The sequence below is a fragment of the Campylobacter sp. CNRCH_2016_0050h genome (assembly GCF_025772605.1).
GTDB lineage: Bacteria > Campylobacterota > Campylobacteria > Campylobacterales > Campylobacteraceae > Campylobacter_D > Campylobacter_D lari_D.
The window spans coordinates 21,160-38,279 of record NZ_JAKMSK010000014.1 but is presented as its reverse complement, the minus strand read 5'-3'; the positions used below and the strand labels follow the sequence as shown (position 1 = coordinate 38,279).

The 17,120-nt window shown below is 29.0% G+C and carries 18 protein-coding genes and 2 pseudogenes; 8 read left to right on the top strand and 12 right to left on the bottom strand.

Going from position 1 to position 17,120, the window contains the following annotated elements; translation table 11 throughout:
• The 3 genes from L8X28_RS07280 to ribA are packed head-to-tail and all read right to left on the bottom strand — an operon-like array spanning window position 1 to window position 1,534.
• Complete coding sequence (locus L8X28_RS07280) at window positions 1–390, bottom strand: hypothetical protein (protein WP_263665939.1); 390 nt, start codon at window positions 388–390, stop codon at window positions 1–3.
• Complete coding sequence (gene rsmG / locus L8X28_RS07275) at window positions 384–977, bottom strand: 16S rRNA (guanine(527)-N(7))-methyltransferase RsmG (protein WP_263665062.1); 594 nt, start codon at window positions 975–977, stop codon at window positions 384–386. The genes L8X28_RS07280 and rsmG overlap by 7 nt, the downstream gene beginning before the upstream one ends.
• Complete coding sequence (gene ribA / locus L8X28_RS07270; protein ID WP_220567283.1) at window positions 974–1,534, bottom strand: GTP cyclohydrolase II; 561 nt, start codon at window positions 1,532–1,534, stop codon at window positions 974–976. The genes rsmG and ribA overlap by 4 nt, the downstream gene beginning before the upstream one ends.
• Before the next feature lie 71 nt (window positions 1,535–1,605).
• Here ribA and hemB point away from each other — a divergent pair, with 71 nt between their 5' ends.
• The 4 genes and pseudogenes from hemB to L8X28_RS07250 all read left to right on the top strand — a co-directional run bounded on the left by hemB (window position 1,606) and on the right by L8X28_RS07250 (window position 5,693).
• Window positions 1,606–2,589: a porphobilinogen synthase gene (gene hemB / locus L8X28_RS07265; protein ID WP_133319823.1), complete on the top strand. Its 984-nt coding sequence runs from the start codon at window positions 1,606–1,608 to the stop codon at window positions 2,587–2,589.
• Between the two features lie 2 nt (window positions 2,590–2,591).
• Window positions 2,592–3,075 (top strand): annotated as a pseudogene (locus L8X28_RS07260) (DUF2603 domain-containing protein).
• Window positions 3,062–4,417, top strand: coding sequence for an oxygen-independent coproporphyrinogen III oxidase (gene hemN, locus L8X28_RS07255; RefSeq protein ID WP_263665938.1), 1,356 nt, complete (start codon window positions 3,062–3,064; stop codon window positions 4,415–4,417). The pseudogene L8X28_RS07260 and the gene hemN overlap by 14 nt, the downstream one beginning before the upstream one ends.
• A gap of 1 nt (window position 4,418) precedes the next feature.
• The gene (locus tag L8X28_RS07250) at window positions 4,419–5,693 is read left to right on the top strand and encodes a (Fe-S)-binding protein (RefSeq protein ID WP_263665937.1); all 1,275 of its coding nucleotides are present in this window, start codon (window positions 4,419–4,421) and stop codon (window positions 5,691–5,693) included.
• On the opposite strand, the gene L8X28_RS07245 is transcribed toward L8X28_RS07250, so the two are convergent.
• From L8X28_RS07245 to L8X28_RS07235, 3 genes are read right to left on the bottom strand one after another with little or no spacing between them, the layout of a single operon-like run.
• On the bottom strand, window positions 5,690–5,899 hold the full coding sequence (locus tag L8X28_RS07245; RefSeq protein WP_133319819.1) for a hypothetical protein: 210 nt from the start codon (window positions 5,897–5,899) through the stop codon (window positions 5,690–5,692). The two genes, L8X28_RS07250 and L8X28_RS07245, sit on opposite strands and share 4 nt — an antisense overlap.
• Before the next feature lie 37 nt (window positions 5,900–5,936).
• Window positions 5,937–6,944 (bottom strand): alanine racemase, encoded by a 1,008-nt coding sequence (locus L8X28_RS07240; protein WP_263665936.1) that lies wholly within the window; start codon window positions 6,942–6,944, stop codon window positions 5,937–5,939.
• Window positions 6,944–7,915, bottom strand: coding sequence for a L,D-transpeptidase family protein (locus tag L8X28_RS07235; protein WP_133319817.1), 972 nt, complete (start codon window positions 7,913–7,915; stop codon window positions 6,944–6,946). Before L8X28_RS07235 ends, L8X28_RS07240 begins: the two co-directional genes overlap by 1 nt.
• 125 nt (window positions 7,916–8,040) lie before the next feature.
• Here L8X28_RS07235 and L8X28_RS07230 point away from each other — a divergent pair, with 125 nt between their 5' ends.
• The 3 genes from L8X28_RS07230 to L8X28_RS07220 are packed head-to-tail and all read left to right on the top strand — an operon-like array spanning window position 8,041 to window position 9,467.
• Window positions 8,041–8,460: a copper chaperone PCu(A)C gene (locus tag L8X28_RS07230; RefSeq protein ID WP_263665935.1), complete on the top strand. Its 420-nt coding sequence runs from the start codon at window positions 8,041–8,043 to the stop codon at window positions 8,458–8,460.
• Window positions 8,460–8,906 carry a hypothetical protein gene (locus L8X28_RS07225; RefSeq protein WP_133319815.1) on the top strand — a complete coding sequence of 149 codons (447 nt, stop codon included), beginning with the start codon at window positions 8,460–8,462 and terminating at the stop codon, window positions 8,904–8,906. The genes L8X28_RS07230 and L8X28_RS07225 overlap by 1 nt, the downstream gene beginning before the upstream one ends.
• Before the next feature lie 3 nt (window positions 8,907–8,909).
• The gene (locus L8X28_RS07220; protein ID WP_263665933.1) at window positions 8,910–9,467 is read left to right on the top strand and encodes an SCO family protein; all 558 of its coding nucleotides are present in this window, start codon (window positions 8,910–8,912) and stop codon (window positions 9,465–9,467) included.
• Window positions 9,468–9,477: 10 nt separating this feature from the next.
• Here L8X28_RS07220 and L8X28_RS07215 read toward each other — a convergent pair whose 3' ends face one another.
• The 6 genes and pseudogenes from L8X28_RS07215 to mapA all read right to left on the bottom strand — a co-directional run bounded on the left by L8X28_RS07215 (window position 9,478) and on the right by mapA (window position 15,553).
• A complete protein-coding gene (locus L8X28_RS07215; protein ID WP_263665932.1) occupies window positions 9,478–10,680 on the bottom strand; it encodes an ABC transporter permease in 1,203 nt (400 codons plus the stop codon).
• Between the two features lie 62 nt (window positions 10,681–10,742).
• Entirely contained in the window at window positions 10,743–11,189 is a 447-nt protein-coding gene (locus L8X28_RS07210) for a hypothetical protein (RefSeq protein ID WP_133319812.1), read from the bottom strand.
• Window positions 11,165–11,674 carry an LPP20 family lipoprotein gene (locus L8X28_RS07205; RefSeq protein ID WP_133319811.1) on the bottom strand — a complete coding sequence of 170 codons (510 nt, stop codon included), beginning with the start codon at window positions 11,672–11,674 and terminating at the stop codon, window positions 11,165–11,167. Before L8X28_RS07205 ends, L8X28_RS07210 begins: the two co-directional genes overlap by 25 nt.
• Window positions 11,675–11,736: 62 nt before the next feature.
• Entirely contained in the window at window positions 11,737–14,307 is a 2,571-nt protein-coding gene (gene gyrA, locus L8X28_RS07200; RefSeq protein ID WP_258107955.1) for a DNA gyrase subunit A, read from the bottom strand.
• 21 nt (window positions 14,308–14,328) lie between these two features.
• A pseudogene (locus L8X28_RS07195) lies at window positions 14,329–14,909 on the bottom strand (ComF family protein).
• Complete coding sequence (gene mapA, locus L8X28_RS07190) at window positions 14,906–15,553, bottom strand: outer membrane lipoprotein MapA (RefSeq protein ID WP_133319808.1); 648 nt, start codon at window positions 15,551–15,553, stop codon at window positions 14,906–14,908. Before mapA ends, L8X28_RS07195 begins: the two are co-directional and overlap by 4 nt.
• A gap of 203 nt (window positions 15,554–15,756) precedes the next feature.
• On the opposite strand from mapA, the gene L8X28_RS07185 reads away from it, so the two are divergent.
• Window positions 15,757–17,118, top strand: coding sequence for a DASS family sodium-coupled anion symporter (locus L8X28_RS07185; RefSeq protein WP_133319807.1), 1,362 nt, complete (start codon window positions 15,757–15,759; stop codon window positions 17,116–17,118).
• Window positions 17,119–17,120 lie beyond the last annotated feature (2 nt).

Sequence of the window (17,120 nt, the reverse complement as noted above, 5' to 3'; positions counted from 1 at the left end):
TTAAACTAAACCCTTAATGGGTTTAGTTTGAGTGATATAAGATTTTAAACAAACTCCATCAACGCTTAGCTCATAAGCTTTTTTTAAATTATTATCTAAAACATCAAGTAAAAATAAAATTTTAGAGTCAAACATATAAAACTCAGCCATTTTTGAGGCAATTTTTGCCAATCTCTCATCTTCTATTAAAATATATTTTGCTCCTAGTGCATTAGAAAGTAAAATTTCTTCCTCATTCTTGGCATATATAGCAAAATCTATTTTTTCCTCTTTTGCACTTTTTATATTTTGTTCATTATAATTAAAACAATTTACATTTGTTTTGATAAAAATATTTTCAAAATAACTAAATTTTTGCATATTTATCAAAGGATGTCCAAAAATTAACATAGTTTTTCCTTTATCTTTAAAAGACAATAATTCCTAAAGCCTTGATTAAAAATTTGATAATCTTTCAATTCTTGCAATTCATCATAAACTTCACTTCCTTTATAAAGCAAAAATAAAGTATTTTTATCATAAAAACCATTTGAAATTTCTACCAAAGGTTTTACATCCATTAAAGCTCTTGAAGTAATTAAATCTACTTTAAAAGGTGGATAGTTTTGTAATTTTTCTTTTATGATATTTACATTTATCAAATTAAGTTCAGTTTTAACCACCCTTAAAAATGAGGCCTTTTTAGCGCTAGGCTCAAAAAGAAAAAATTCATTATCTTGCAAAATACAAGCTAAAAATAATGCAGGAAAACCAGCCCCGCTTCCAATATCAATGATCTTTTTTTTATTACTCAAATCATAAAAATCTAAAATTTTAACACTATCAATAATATTTTCATCTATATTTTCAAAATGAGTTAAATTATGCACAGCATTAAATTTTTCTAACAACTCTTTATAGAGCGTGATTTTTTTAAAAAAATCATCTTTATTTGCAAAATTTTTTAAAAAATTTAATTGCTCTTCGTATTTTTTCAATTTAGATGTCCCATTTGTGTATATTTAATTTCTAAATAATCTTTATTAAAACGATTTGCTTTTATTAAAATAGGTACTCTTAAATTAATTTTTTCTTTTAATGAATTTAGTTTTTCAGGATTATTAGTTAAAAGGTTAATTTTAGAAATCTTATAATGCTTAAGTATAAATTCTACTATTTCATAACTACGCTCATCTGCCTTAAAACCTAATTGATGATTTGCTTCTATGGTATTAAAACCCTTATCTTGCAAAGCATAAGCATTAATTTTATTAAAAAGTCCTATACCTCTTCCTTCTTGCCTTAGATAAATTACCATACCACCATGCTCTTGAATGTATTTTAAAGAAAAATCAAGCTGTTCTCCACAATCACATTTTAAGCTTCCCAAAACATCCCCTGTTAAACATTCTGAATGGATTCTAATATTAACTTCTTTTTCCAATTTTCCTTTAAAAATACAAAGATGTTCTTTATCATTTTCTTTAAAACTTTGTATATTAAATTCCCCAAAACGAGTGGGGAGTTTTGCTATTTCAGAAATTTGAATAGTCATTACTTTACTTTACCTTTTTTATAAAAAATATGCTAGAATTTAAACAATTTTAACAAACAAAAAGGAAATTTATGTTTAAACGCTTTAGAAGATTAAGACTTAATGAGAATATTAGAAGCTTAGTAAAAGAAAATACCTTAAATTTAGATGATTTAATCTATCCACTTTTTGTTATCAATGGTGCTAATATTAAAAATGAAATCACGTCTATGCCAGGTGTGTTTCAAATGAGCTTAGATGAAATTTTAAAAGAATGTGAGGAGTTAATTAATCTTGGTATTAAAGCGATTATTTTATTCGGTGTGTTAGAAAGTTCCAAAAAAGATAGTTGTGGAAGTGATGCATTAAGCGATGATGGCTTGATTGCTACAAGTCTAAGAGCTATTAAAGCAAAATTTCCTGATTTGGTAGTAATTACCGATCTTTGTTTTTGTGAGTATACTGATCATGGGCATTGTGGTATTATTGATCCAAAAAGTAAAAGCGTAGATAATGATTTAACTTTAGAAATTTCAGCCAAACAAGCTCTAATTCATGCTAAAAACGGTGCAGATATGATAGCACCAAGCGGCATGATGGATGGTATTATTGAAACTTTAAGAAAAACTTTAGATGAAAATGGTTTTGAAAATTTACCTATTATGGCTTATTCTACTAAATTTGCTTCAGCCTATTATGGGCCTTTTAGAGATGTGGCTGATTCTGCACCAAGTTATGGAGATAGAAAAACCTATCAAATGGATTTTGCCAATGGTAAAGAAGCCTTATGTGAGAGCTTAGAAGATGAAAAACAAGGTGCTGACATCTTAATGGTAAAACCAGCACTTGCGTATTTAGATGTAGTAAAAGATATAGCAAATCATTCTAAACTTCCACTTTGTGTGTATAATGTAAGCGGGGAATATGCTCTGCTAAAAGCAGGTCAAAAAGCAGGTGTGATTGACTATGAAAAAATAGTGCTTGAAACTATGCTTGCTTTTAAAAGAGCTGGAGCTAAGCTTATCATAACTTATCATGCAAAAGAAATTGCAAAATTATTAACAAATAAGGAGTGAGATTGAATAGTCTAAGCAAAAAAAGCTCTCAAGATGTAATCAATGAATTATCTAATCATTTGGGCATAGAAAAACACAATCAAACTATATTTCATCTAACCCACATTAACGATAAAGAAAAAAAGTTAAGTCTAAAAAATGGCCATAATTTAGCACCCGAACCATGGTTTATAGTAGATGAAAATGATGAAGTTAAAACTATGTTTTCTGTAAAAACTCTGATTGAGTTTTTACAAAGTGCCAAAAAGATACAAAAGGATAATTTTGAACTTAAACTAGAAAAGGCTATCTATCAACAAATTCCTATTGACTTTAATGATGTATGGACAGTCGCAATGGATGAGATTAAACATCAAGTTTCCAAAGGTATAAAAGAAGTTAATATTGATTTAGATCAATTAATCAGCAATATTCATACAAAACATCCTAACTTATTTATAAACATGAAAGAAATGATGCAAAAAGGCAAAAAATGAGAGATTATAAAAATTTTGTTAAATACTCCAAAGCAGGACCTAGATACACTTCTTATCCTACTGCGGTAGAATTTAACACCCATTTTAAATATGAAGACTATATAAAAATTTTAAAACAACAAACAGCGCAATTATCTTTATATTTTCATTTGCCTTTTTGCAGGAGTGCTTGTTATTTTTGCGGTTGCAATGTAATATATACCGCAAAAGAAGAAAGTAAAGAAAGGTATTTAAATTATCTTTTTAAAGAACTTGATCTTTTAGCAAATATCATTGACACACAAAGAGAAGTAGCTCAAATGCATTTTGGTGGTGGTACACCTACTTTTTTTTCTGCTAAACAATTGCAAAGTTTGATTTTTAAAATAAAAAGCATTTTTCCAAATTTTACCCAAGATAGTGAAGTAAGTTGTGAAATTGATCCTAGATTCTTAAATGAAGAACAAGCTGATGTTTTAATTCAAAATGGCTTCAACCGTATTAGTTTTGGTGTGCAAGATTTTAACGAAAAGGTTCAAAAGGAAATTCATAGAATTCAACCTTTTGAACTTACCAAAAATGCAGTAGATATGGTAAGAAAAAAAGGGATAAATTCAGTAAATATGGATTTAATTTATGGCCTTCCTTATCAAAGTCTAGAAAGTTTTAAGCAAACTTTAGAAAAAGCACTGCTGATTAATCCCGATCGCTTTGCTATTTTTAATTATGCACATGTGCCTTGGCTTAAAAAAAATATGAGAAAATTTGACGAAAACACTCTACCAAGTCCTGATGTAAAACTTCAAATTTTAGAATATTGTGAAAAATTTTTAACTCAAAATGGTTATAAAATGATAGGAATGGATCATTTTGCAAAGCCACAAGATGAACTTTTTAAAGCCTTAGAAAATGGTAGTTTGCATAGAAATTTCCAAGGCTATACTACAAAAGGCGGAACTGATTTAATCGGGATTGGCCTAACAAGTATAGGCGAAGGTAAAAGACACTATATGCAAAATTTCAAAGATATGCCAAGCTACAAAAAGGCTATCGATGAAGGTCGATTGCCTTGCGAAAAAGGTATCATGCTTGATGATGATGATGAACTAAGAAAAGCTGTTATTATGGAACTTATGAGTAATTTTGCTCTTAATATAAAAAATATTGAAAGTAAATTTAAGATTGATTTTTTTGAATATTTTAAGCAAGATTTAGAAGAACTCCAAAAACTTAATGAATTTATCAACATAGATAAAACTCATATCAAAGTTAATGAAACAGGAGTGCTTTTAATCCGTAATATTGCTATGTGTTTTGATAAATATTTAAAACGCATTAGCGAAGATAAAAAAGTTTTCTCTAAAACGGTTTAATATGTTAAATGTTAATGAAATTTCTAATGCTTGCGTAAAATGTGGAAAATGCATACCAGTTTGCACCATACATGAAATAAATCGCGATGAAAGTACTTCCCCTCGTGGCTTTTTAGATTTAATCAGTGCTTATGAAAACCAAGAACTAGAGCTTGATAAAAATCTTAAAAAAATATTTGAATCATGTTTTTTGTGTACAAATTGCGTTGAAGTTTGTCCAAGCCATTTAAGAGTGGATAGTGCTATTGAAAAAGTGCGTTACGATATAGCACAAAAATTTGGCATTGCTTGGTACAAAAAACTTGCTTTCTTTTTTCTAAGACGCAGAAAAATTCTAGATATTTTAGCAAGATTTGGTTATGTTTTCCAAAGCTGTGCTTTTAGTTTACAACATAAAAATTTGGGAATGAAAGCTAAATTTAACCTACCTTTAATTAAAAAAGATCGCTTGCTTCCTTCTTTAGCTAAAAAAAGCTTTCTAGCTTCTAATCCTGATTTCATAAATAATCAAGGTGAAAAAACCATAGGACTTTTTATAGGCTGCTTGTCAAATTACTCTTATATAAATACGGGTTTTGCTTTGCTTGAAATTTGTAAACATCTTAAAATCAATGTAGATTTACTAAAAGATCAATCTTGTTGCGGTGCTCCTCATTATTTTACTGGAGATTTTAAAAGTGTAGAAATTTTAGCTAAAAAAAATATCGTTTATTTTGAAGAAAAATTAAAAACTCTAGATTATATCATTATCCCCGAAGCAACCTGTTCTGCGATGATTAATATAGACTATGAACATTTTTTCCACATGCAAAAAGATGAAGAATGGACTATAAGAGCTAAAAATATTTCTAGTAAAATACTACTTGCAACAAAATATTTTTATGAATATACTAAACTAGAAGAGCTTTTAAAAACAAAGAAAAAATTAAAGACAAAAATTGCATACCACGATCCTTGTCATGCAAGAAAAATGCAAGGTGTTTTTAAAGAACCTAGAGCCTTGCTTAAACAAAACTATACTTTCAAAGAACTTATTAACTCAAATGAATGCTGTGGTTTTGGTGGTGTTAGTATGCAAACTGATCACTATGAAAAAGCTTTGCAAGTTGGTATAAAAAAAGCTCAAAATATACAAAAAAGCAATGTGGAAATTATCAGTGCAGAATGTTCAGCTTGTAGAATGCAAATTTCAAACGCATTAGAGCATGAAAAATCCTCCACGCATTTTTTACATCCATTAGAATTGATAGCAAAAATACTTCAAGATAAAAATTAATCTTGAATTTTTATATCTTCGATATTTGATCTATTTTTTTCTATTAAAATTCTATTTTTTTCTATATTTTCACTATTTTTTTTACACTCGTTTTTCAAGATTTCAATATTTTTATATAAAATTTTTATTTTTCTCTCGTAACGATTTATCAATAAAAATACTATAAATAAAAATAAAATTAAAATAGCCCAATTTAAAAATGCCATATTTGCCCTTTCTTTAGATATATTAACACTTTTTATCTTAAACTAAAATTCTTTTCAAATTTGGAGAAAGTTTGACTAAAATTTCATAGTTGATAGTATTAAAAAAACTAGCCATAATATTTGCATCATTTAAAACACAAATTTCATCTTCATCATTCTCACAAGAAAAACTATCCATAGACATTTTTCCAAGCAATTTCTTACCATTAGGAAGAAAAAAATCTTGTTTTCCATCATAACGCAAAAGCCCATCTGCATAACCTAAATCATAAGTTGCTATTTCAAGATCTTCTTTTGCATTATATACACCACCATAACCAACACTTTGACCTTTTTTCAACACTCTTTGGCTTAATTTTTCAGCCCATAAACTTAAAACTTTGCGTAAGTCTTTATTAAAATGTGCATAGCCAAATTGCACAAGCCCTACTCTACAATACTCATCACACCCAAGCTCGCTTGCTCTAAATAATGCTTCAGAATTATGTGAATGAAATATAAGCTTTTTAGCTTCATCACAAAGCAAAGTATATATTAGCTCTTTAGCTTGTTTAAATTTTTGTTTTTGCACAAAATAACTAGCATCTATTTCATCACTTCCTGCAAAGTGCATCATCACTCCATGAAGTATTAAATTATTACTTTGTAGTTCTTGTATCACTTCTTGAATTTCTTCAGATATAATTCCATTTCTATGCATATTTGTATCTACAACTAAATGAATTTTTATATTTTGCTTGAATTTTTTAATATCATTTTTATCATTTAAAGCATAAATAAATTTTTCACTTTCATTGCCATGTGGATGATGGGATAGAATTAAAATATTATCAAAAATATCTTCAAGCTCTTTTGCTTCAGCTTCATTTTTTACCGCTATAAAATTTATACCTTTTGCTCTAGCTATAGGAGCTAAAAGCTTAGCTCCATGTCCATAAGCATTATCTTTAAAAACACATATTACTTTTTGATAACCTCCTGCTTTAGAGGCTATCAAGTCAAGATTATACTCATAAGCCAAACGATCAATTTTTATATATGCCATTATTGTTCAGCTAAAATTTGCATTTTATCTTCAACTAGCTTAACATAAAGGACTTTTTCTCCTTTGAATTTATAGTTAGTACTACGATAGTCTTCATAAAATCCTATTCTAAAAATTTTCTCATTTTTATCATTTGGATAAGGACTTATGCTAAGATCTGAAAATTTAATGCTCTTTTTTTCTCTCTTTGCAAAAATTCTTTCTTTATTTTTTGCAAATTGCTCATAAGTGGATTTATTATTATGTTTAAAAATTTTTTTATCATAAAAAGATAAATATTTATTTATATCACTTTTTTGCCAACTATCTTTCCAGGCAAATAAATTAGCTAGTAAAATCGCTATTTCATCATGAGTTGCTCTTACTTTATTTTTCTCTTCTGTCATTGCATAAGATTTTCTATCAGCTACTAATTTATTAAAATCTTCCAATAAATCATTATGCACAGCAATACAACCTCTAGTTTTATAAGTATCCAAGCGTGTTCCATCTAAAGGATAGCCATGAATCCAAATACCACCACCTGTTTTACCCAAAGTTTTATCTAAAACATTTGGGTAAGTTGTTGCAAATGCAAATGGGCCATAATATGGATCACCAGGATAAAATTTCTTTCCAAGTTCGTAAAAACCTATTGGAGTTTTTAAATCTCCTTCTACTTCTTTATCTCCAGCTAAACCTGTTAAAACATCCCTTTGGATAAATTTCTTTTCTACTTTTCCATCATTGTAGTGATAAACTCTAATAATTTTATCACTTTTATTTGTTAAAACTATTGCAACATTTTCCTCATAATATCCTAAACTAATATTTTTGTCTTTTATCTCATCAAGCCAAAAATCTTTTTTACTTAACTCTTGCTCCAATACCCTTTCAACCGCATCAATACCTTCGTTTAGATAAATTTTTGCAAGATTATTTGCATTTGCAAACACAGCCAAACTAAACAATGCTAATATAATTTTAAACAATTTTCACCTTTCTATTAAAAATTAAAACAACAAAGAGCTAATTATAATATTTTTACAATAAATATATTTTTAATTTTTTCCGTGTATAATGTTTACAAATAACCAAAAACAAAAAAGGAAAAATAATGAAAAAATTACTTAGTTTAGCCATATTAGGCACTTTTGCTTTTTCAAATCAAATTACTATAAATGATCCTTATGTAAGACAAACTCCACCTAATTCTAAAACAACGGCATTTTTTTTAGAACTTAAAAACAACTCCAACAAAGATATTAAACTCATAAAAGCTCAAAGTTCATTAAGCGATACAGCTGAAATTCATGATCATATTATGAAAGATGGTAAAAAAATGATGGTTCAAATTCCTCAAATCACAATAAAAGCTAATTCAAGCACCGAACTTAAACCTGGTGGGATGCACATTATGATACTAAATCTCAAAGAAAATATCACACCGCAAACAAAGGCCAATCTAACTCTTTATTTTGATGATAATAGCACAATTGAACTAAAAGATATCAAGTCAAGAAGCATTAAAAAATAATGAAAAATCTACTTGTCTTTGCCTTAGCTATAGTCTTTGCTATATGCGGGGCTTATTTTTACACCAATTCATCAAATACCGGGAAAAAGAGAGAATTAATTACCACTTTAACACCTCTAACATGTGATCTAAACATTCAAGAATGTGAATACAATTTTAAGGATAAAAAAGTCTTAGTAAATTTAAATCCAAAGCCTATTACTACATTAAATGAGCTTGATTTAAATATTACCAATTTAGGTGAGTTTAAAAAACTTAATGCTAGGGTTTATGGACTTAATATGTATATGGGAGATATTGTTCCACAATTTAAAAAAATAAACAATACTTATCATGCTAAATTAGTTTTAAGTTCTTGCACTCTAGATATAATGCGTTTTAGAATAGAGCTTTTTGATGATGAAACTCCACTAGGTTTTTATTTTGACTTTGATGTAAAGAGGTAAAATATGAAAAAAATAAATATTTTTTTATTAATTGTGGTAATTTTTGGAATATTTTTTATATCTGTGCAGTATTTTGAAAACAACAAATACAATTTTCACTTAAATTCTGAAAAAGGCATACTTAGTCTAAAAGATTTTATCGGTAAAAAACTAATTGTATATTTTGGCTATACATATTGTCCTGATGTCTGTCCTAGTGAGCTTGCCTTGATTGCTAATGTTTTAGAAAAAATGCCAAATAAAGAAAAAGCTCATGTGATATTTATCTCACTAGATCCAGCAAGAGATAGCAACTTAACTCAAACTAGCCAATGGGTTAAGTATTTTTACCCAAATTCAACTGCATTGGTTGCTAAAGATGAAAAAGAATTAGAAAAAGTTACTAAAAATTATGGCGTAGTATATGAAAAAATCAATCTTAAAGATTCTGCTATGGGATATTCTATAGCACATAGTGGCGAATTTTATTTGATTGATGAGAATGGAAAATTTATTAAAACCATTAAAGATATCAGTTATGAAAACTTTTTCAATGAAATTCAAAAATTCTTAAACGAATAAATTTTTCAATTTATTCGTTTCTTAAAGTGTCTAAAATATCTACTTGTGTTGCTTTTTTAGCAGGATAATAAGAAGACAAGCTCACAATCATAATAGCACCAAAAATCGTAGTACAAAAATCAACAAAAGAAAGCTCCAAAGGTAGCTTACTCATGCCATAAACATCACTTGGTAAAGAAATAATGTCAAAATTTCCAAGTATCCACAAAGCAATAGCTGCAAGTATCACACCTGCTACGATACCACCTCCACCTATCAAAAATCCTAAAGAAAAAAATGTTTTTTTAATCTCTAACTTACTAGCTCCCAAAGAAAGCAGCAAAGCTATCTCGCTACGACGATTCATTACTATCATTAATAAAGAACTTACTATATTTAAACTTGCAACCAAAATAATCAACATCAATACTATAAACAAAGCTCTTTTTTCTAAAGCTAATGCTGCAAAGAAATTTCCATTTTGCTCCCACCAGCCTATACTAGCATATCTTGCACCCAAGAAAGCTTCAATTTGTTTAATATCCTCAAAAGGCTTATTTGAATATACATGTACCCCATCATAACTTCCTTGGGGATATGACAAAATCTTAGCTAAAGCTTTTACATCTGTATACATATAAGCTTTATCATAAGCTAACAAACCTGAAGAAAAATCAGCCACAACATCAAATCTTTTAACTTTTGGAATAAGCGAAAATCCGCTTGCATTAAGATTGGAAAAAATTAAGGTAATTTTTTCATTATAATCAAGTCCAAATTCATCTTTTAAACCCTTACCAATTAAAATATCAAAATTATCTAATTTTTTATCTTCTAAAGCTTGAGCTACTACCTCATTGATCTTTTTTTCATCTTCAAAATTAACCCCAAAAAGCATACCGCCTTCCAATTTTAAATCATTTCTTGCTATAACCTGAGTAGTAATATAAGGGCTAAATAATAAATTTGGAAATTTGCTTCTTAATTCTTGCAACAATTTATCATCTACATTTGCCCCAAAACGCGGTAATATAGTGATAGGGTAATTCATAGTAAAAAGTTTTCTCTCAAATTCTTTATCAAAGCCATTCATAATAGCCATTGCAACTAAAAGCACACAAAGTCCTATACTTACACCTAAAAAGGCTAAAATTTTTGAAAGCATAATAAAGGGTTGATCTTTATCAAAACGCAGATATTTAAATAATAAATAACGAGGGATACTTTTATACATCTTTTACTCTTAATACTTTTTTAAGTATTTTAACTTGATTTTTATAAAAGCAAGCTTTGTATTTATTTAAGATAATATACAAAGGCACTATTATCATGAAATTCAACTATAAATCTTAGTGGCAAAATTCTCACATAAGTTTCACTTTGTGCACTTGCTTGTTCACTTTTTACAAAGTCTTTTACATCTATTTTTGAGTTAAAAAAGCAATCAATTAAATCATTTTTGTGAGCATTTAAAAAGTTAAATTTATCCAGCTTTGTCATCTTTTCTTCAGCCACCATACCAAAATCATTGCGTATTAAAGATTTCAAATCACTTGGTGTATATGCTAACTCACAAGCATATTCTAAATTTTTATTTTTACTTTTAGTCATAGCCATAGAAATAGTTTCATTTTGATGATAAAGAATAAAATTTTTATTAGAAAGTTCTGCCCAAAATATAAATTCATCTTGGGCAGTAGCATTAAAAATTATGAGGATTAATAAGCAAACAATTCTTTCCACTTGTCAGCATCAATTTTAAGTTCTACATTTACTCTATAAAGACCATCTTTAAAGTCTTGATCTACAACACTTGCATTTTTAATCAAACCATTTACCTGTGCTGTAATAGTTGAGCTTTTAAGCATTGCATCTTTTACTGTATCTTTACCATTAACTCTGACACCATACAACTTACTTGCTAATTGTCTATAAGCATCGGTAATTGCCGCTCTTTTAGCTAAAGCTAAAGCTTGGCCAACTGAAACCGTATTTAAAGGAGCAATACCCTCACCCACCGCTGTAAAAGTTAGATCATTGTCTGTGCTTGTATCATTTGCAAGCATTTTTTCTTCTCTAATGATGTTACGCACATCATCTTTATCAACTTTTTGAACCACAACATCAGAATTTGCTGCTTGAGTCTGATTTGGATTCACACCTCTTTGATCTAGTGCACAAGCACTAAAACCCAAAGCTAAACAAAACATAAAAATAACTTTTTTCATTTTTTTACACCTTCAATTTATTTGATTTTATTAAAACAGCAAAAAGCATTCCAATAATTTTACTATTCTAAATTTAAATCCATATTAGTTTCAGCATCTAATTCCTCATCTTCTTCTTTAGGACACTTAGCAATGCTTACAACCTCATCATTTTCAACATTAACAACAATTACACCACTTGTATTTCTACCTGCTTTTCTAATGCTTTGCATATCAACGCGTATCATCTTACCGCTGCTTGTTAATGCCATTAAATCCATACTTTCATCAACTATGACTATACCGATTAAATCTTTTGTTTTGGCAGTAAGTTTCATACAAATAACACCCTTACCACCTCTACTTTGAAGTCTATATTCTCCAGCATCAGTACGCTTACCTATACCTTTTGCACTTACGCTTAAGATTTCTTGAGCGTCATTTTCTATAACAACAGCACCCACAACCTCATCATCTTTTTCTTTAAATTTAATCGCAGTTACCCCTCTACTTACACGGCCAATCTCTCTAACTTTAGCAAGTGGGAATTTAATGCACATACCTTTTTTAGTAACCGCAAAAAGCATTTTACCAACGATAGTATTATCAAGCTCTTCATTAGGTTCAAGCATTTCATTTTCTAAATTTTCTTCATAATTTTGTTCTTGAGTTTCATTTTCATCCCTTGCTACGATAATTGCAGTAACAAGTTCATCATTTTCATCTAGATTAATCGCTTTTACACCCACACTTCTAATGTTTTGATATTCACTTAAATTTGTGCGTTTTACGATACCATTTTTAGTAAAGAAACACAATGATTTACTTTCATCAAAATCAGTGGTTGGAATAATTGCCATGATTTTTTCATCTGCTTGTAGATTAATGAGATTAACCACAGCTTTGCCTTTAGCAGTTCTACTTCCTTCAGGAATTTTATAAACCTTAAGCCAATAAAGCTGTCCGCGATCAGTAACAAACATCAAGGTATCATGTGTATTTGCTGTAAAGAAACTTTCTATAAAATCATCATCATAAGTTGTAACTGCAACCTTGCCTTTACCACCGCGTTTTTGTTTTTCATATTGCTTACTTGGAACACGCTTAATATAGCCACGATGAGTGATAGTAACTACCATATTTTCATTTGGTATTAAATCTTCTATATCAATATCATCATAGTCATCTTCAATTTGAGTGATTCTCGGTACATCAAATTTTGTTCTGATTTCTTTTAACTCATCTTTGATTAAATTTTCAAGCAAAGTTTCGCTTTTTAAAATTTGATCAAGCCTCTCTATTTCTGCTAATAATTCTCTTAATTCGTTATCAATTTTTTCTCTCTCAAGACCTGTTAAACGGCCTAATTTCATATCTAAAATAGCATTAGATTGAAGCTCGCTTAGACCAAATTTTTGCATTAATAAATTTTTAGCCGTTGGGTTGTCAGGAGAGTTTTTAATCAAAGCTATCACTTCATCAATATTATCTAGTGCAATTTTTAAACCTTCTAAAATATGTGCTCTAGCTCTAGCTTTTTGCAACTCATAAATAGTTCTTCTAATAATTACAGTTTTTCTATGATTTAAGAATAAATTTAAAAGCTCGATTAAAGAAAAAACTTTTGGCTCTTTATTATGTATAGCAAGCATAATCACACCAAAAGTACTTTCCATAGTGGTAGATTTAAAAAGATTATTTAACACAATCTCACTCATAGCATCGCGTTTTAGCTCAATTACCACGCGAATTCCTTCTCTATCACTCTCATCTCTAACTTCAGCAATACCTTCAATTTGTTTTTCTTTGGCAAGTTCAGCGATTTGCTCTATTAATCTTGCTTTGTTAGTTTGATAAGGAAGTTCATCTATAACGATAATATCTTTATTAGCTCTTTTTTCTATATGGGTCTTTGCTCTTACTTTTACCCTACCACGACCTGTGCGGTATGCTTCTATAATACCTTTTTTACCAAAGATAATACCACCGGTTGGAAAATCAGGTCCTTTAATAAATTGCATTATTTCTTCTAAACTTGCGTTTTTATTATCAATTAAATAAAGCAAACCATCAATAAGCTCATTTAAGCTATGCGGAGGAATATTAGTAGCCATACCCACTGCAATACCACTTGAACCATTAAGCAATAAATTTGGAACCCTAGCAGGTAAAACATCAGGCTCACTCATAGAATCATCATAATTTGGTATAAAATCAACCGTATCTTTTTCTATATCACGCAAAAGTTCTTCAGCTAAAATCGTCATCCTAGCTTCAGTATAACGCATCGCAGCAGCACCATCGCCATCAATAGAACCGAAGTTTCCTTGTCCATCTACGCTTGGATAACGCATAGAAAAATCTTGCGCCATTCTTACTAAAGCATCATATACAGCTGTATCACCATGTGGATGATATTTACCGATTACATCACCCACTATACGCGCTGATTTTTTGTATGCACTACGACTTCCAACACCTAAATCATTCATAGCATATAAAATTCTTCTATGAACAGGTTTAAGCCCATCTCTAGCATCAGGTAAGGCACGGCCTATAATAACACTCATAGAATAATCTAAATAACTACTTTTTATAGAACTTTCTATATCTATATTTTCAATATCTGAATCTTTAGTAAAAATATTTTCCATAAAAATCCTTAAAATTAATGCCTATATTGTATCAAATTTTGCATTAGCCAAAACTAAAGCAAAAAGCACTTCAATATTATTTTTTTCTAAAAGCTCTTTTGCCTCTAATAAACTTAATCCAGTAGTTATCACATCATCTACTAAAATTACAGGATATTTTGGACGCTTTAAAAGCTTATAAGATCTTTTATTATCTTTACGAAATTTCAAACTTTTACCACTATATTTAAATTCTGAACTAGCTTGCAAGGTGTGATACATAGGTTTTATAAATTTAGTATTTAAGTATTTAGTTAAAATAGCAGTATGAGAGTAATTTTTATATGTTTTATCATCTAAAGCTATAGCATTAATTTTACAAGATGGTTGAAAAAATCCTCAAATTTAGCAAAACTCAATTTTGCTAAAGCATTTAAAACAAAATAGCCTTGAAATTTGTGTTTAAAATAAATCAAATGCTTAATTTGCTCATATTGATAAAAATAATAAACTTTAAAATTTCCCTCAAGTTCTCTTATACCTAAAGAATATTCTAAAAGCTCTTCCTTGCAAGCTGGACAAAAACTCGCAAAGGAAAATCCATGGCAATTAAAACACCTCACAAAGAGCTGATAATATCTGCAGATTTATTAGCCACTTGTTTTATAAGAAGCTGAGTGAAAAAAGGTAGATCTTTGATATTATAAAAACCTTTAACTTCTTGTTTGGTTTTAATATTAATAGTTTTATTGGTATTAATATCTTTTAGTGTCAATTGACTAGCAATAATTGAAAATAAAGAACTAGAATCAAATTTAGAATAAAAATCATTAAAACTTAAATCTACTCTTAAAACATAAGGAGAATCTTGTGTATCTTCTACTACAACTATACCTCTATTTTCTAATTCTTCTTTTAAAAACACATAAAAATAATAGTTGAAATTTTCATTGATGTAATAATTACTTCCATTAGAAGAAGAATATTTTAAATTCTCATTTAAATCATATACCCTATGAATATAAACTTTTTTTAAGGAAGCACTTTTATCAATTGTTCTTTTATTTGCGCAATACTTAAGTCCCACATCACTAATATACACAAGGCCTTTAATTTTTGCTTCATATGCTTTAGAATCAGAAGGATTATAACATTGTGCTTGAATTTTTATAAGCTCATTAACTTTTGCAACACTTTGATTTTTAGAATTTACAGCACATGCACTAAAAAATAAAGCTAAAACAAATACAAATACTTTTTTTAACATCTTTTTTTCCTTAGAATCATCTTTATTATTTTATGATTTTTAATTAGCAAAAATTATACCAAAAACAAATAAATTTTACTAAAACTTACTTTTTTTCACACAAGAATAATTTTATTGAAAAAATTTTATACAAAAATTGATATTTAAAAGAAAATTCATTTAGAATATGTTACAAAACTGCAATATTTTAAAGGAGTTGTTAAATGAGTTCAAATACAAAAACACTTATAGTCGTTGCTGATTTAGTGTTATTTATCGCTTTGCTTTATTTTTCCCCTTTTGGTGAAACTAAAGTAAACCAAGGTTTATCTTTGTTAATTTTTATTGCCGTTTTATGGCTTAGCGAGGCTTTGCATGTTACTATTACAGCTATTTTAGTACCTGTTTTAGCTGCTATTTTGGGATTACTACCCACCGCTAAAGCTTTAACAGGTTTTGCTGATTCTAATATCTTTTTATTTTTTGGTGGTTTTGCTTTGGCCGCAGCTATGCATCATCAAAAATTAGACAAACTTATTGCACATAAAATTTTAACATTAGCAAAAGGGCATTTAGGCCTTTCTAGTTTGTATATTTTTATCACTACTGCATTTTTATCCATGTGGATGAGTAATACCGCAACAGCAGCTATGATGCTTCCGCTTGCTATAGGTATGTTAGCTTCACTTGATCCGCAAAAAGATAGAAATACTTATGTTTTCATCCTTTTAGGTATAGCTTTTAGTGCGAGTATAGGTGGTATAGGCACCATAGTAGGAACTCCACCAAATGCAATCGTTGCCACTCAATTACACATTACTTTTGCACAATGGTTAAAATACGGAATTCCTATTGTTTTAATTTTCCTACCTGCAATGATTTTAATTTTATACTTTATGTTTAAACCTAAATTTAATCTACAAGTTGATTTACATACTGAAAATATAGAACTTACAAGACCTAGAATCATCACTTTAATAATCTTTTTAGTCGTCGCACTATCTTGGATTTTTAGTGGTAATATCAGTCCTATCATCACAAGTATTTTTGGACACAAAATAGCAAATCTTGATGCAATTATTGCTTTATTGGCTGCTGTTTTAGTATGTGCTTTTAAAGTAATTGATTGGAAAAATATACAAAAAAATACCGATTGGGGTGTATTAATGCTCTTTGGTGGAGGCATCACTCTAAGTGTAGTATTAAGAGATTCTGGCGCTAGTAAAGTAATGGCTGATACTATCATTTCATTTATAGAAAATGGACATTTATTTATTATAGGTTTAATTGTGGCATTTTTTATAGTATTTTTAACTGAATTTACCTCAAATACTGCTTCAGCAGCCTTACTTGTGCCTTTATTTATCTCTATAGCAGATACTTTAGGTGTTCCTGCTTTAGGACTTGCTTTAATCATTGCTATTGGTGCTTCTTGTGCTTTCATGCTACCAGTTGCTACACCACCAAATGCTATAGTTTTTGGTACAGGACATATTAAACAACAAGAAATGGTAAAAGTTGGGATTATATTAAATATCTTTTGCTCAATCGCACTTGCAGTAATTGCATACTTTTTCTGGCTATAATC

Excerpts from the sequence above, each read along its gene's own strand:
- L8X28_RS07280 (WP_263665939.1), bottom strand. The coding sequence starts at position 390 with ATGTTAATTTTTGGACATCCTTTGATAAATATGCAAAAATTTAGTTAT.
- ribA (WP_220567283.1), bottom strand. The coding sequence starts at position 1,534 with ATGACTATTCAAATTTCTGAAATAGCAAAACTCCCCACTCGTTTTGGG.
- hemB (WP_133319823.1), top strand. The coding sequence starts at position 1,606 with ATGTTTAAACGCTTTAGAAGATTAAGACTTAATGAGAATATTAGAAGC.
- hemN (WP_263665938.1), top strand. The coding sequence starts at position 3,062 with ATGAGAGATTATAAAAATTTTGTTAAATACTCCAAAGCAGGACCTAGA.
- L8X28_RS07250 (WP_263665937.1), top strand. The coding sequence starts at position 4,419 with ATGTTAAATGTTAATGAAATTTCTAATGCTTGCGTAAAATGTGGAAAA.
- L8X28_RS07245 (WP_133319819.1), bottom strand. The coding sequence starts at position 5,899 with ATGGCATTTTTAAATTGGGCTATTTTAATTTTATTTTTATTTATAGTA.
- L8X28_RS07240 (WP_263665936.1), bottom strand. The coding sequence starts at position 6,944 with ATGGCATATATAAAAATTGATCGTTTGGCTTATGAGTATAATCTTGAC.
- L8X28_RS07230 (WP_263665935.1), top strand. The coding sequence starts at position 8,041 with ATGAAAAAATTACTTAGTTTAGCCATATTAGGCACTTTTGCTTTTTCA.
- L8X28_RS07225 (WP_133319815.1), top strand. The coding sequence starts at position 8,460 with ATGAAAAATCTACTTGTCTTTGCCTTAGCTATAGTCTTTGCTATATGC.
- L8X28_RS07220 (WP_263665933.1), top strand. The coding sequence starts at position 8,910 with ATGAAAAAAATAAATATTTTTTTATTAATTGTGGTAATTTTTGGAATA.
- L8X28_RS07215 (WP_263665932.1), bottom strand. The coding sequence starts at position 10,680 with ATGTATAAAAGTATCCCTCGTTATTTATTATTTAAATATCTGCGTTTT.
- L8X28_RS07205 (WP_133319811.1), bottom strand. The coding sequence starts at position 11,674 with ATGAAAAAAGTTATTTTTATGTTTTGTTTAGCTTTGGGTTTTAGTGCT.
- gyrA (WP_258107955.1), bottom strand. The coding sequence starts at position 14,307 with ATGGAAAATATTTTTACTAAAGATTCAGATATTGAAAATATAGATATA.
- mapA (WP_133319808.1), bottom strand. The coding sequence starts at position 15,553 with ATGTTAAAAAAAGTATTTGTATTTGTTTTAGCTTTATTTTTTAGTGCA.
- L8X28_RS07185 (WP_133319807.1), top strand. The coding sequence starts at position 15,757 with ATGAGTTCAAATACAAAAACACTTATAGTCGTTGCTGATTTAGTGTTA.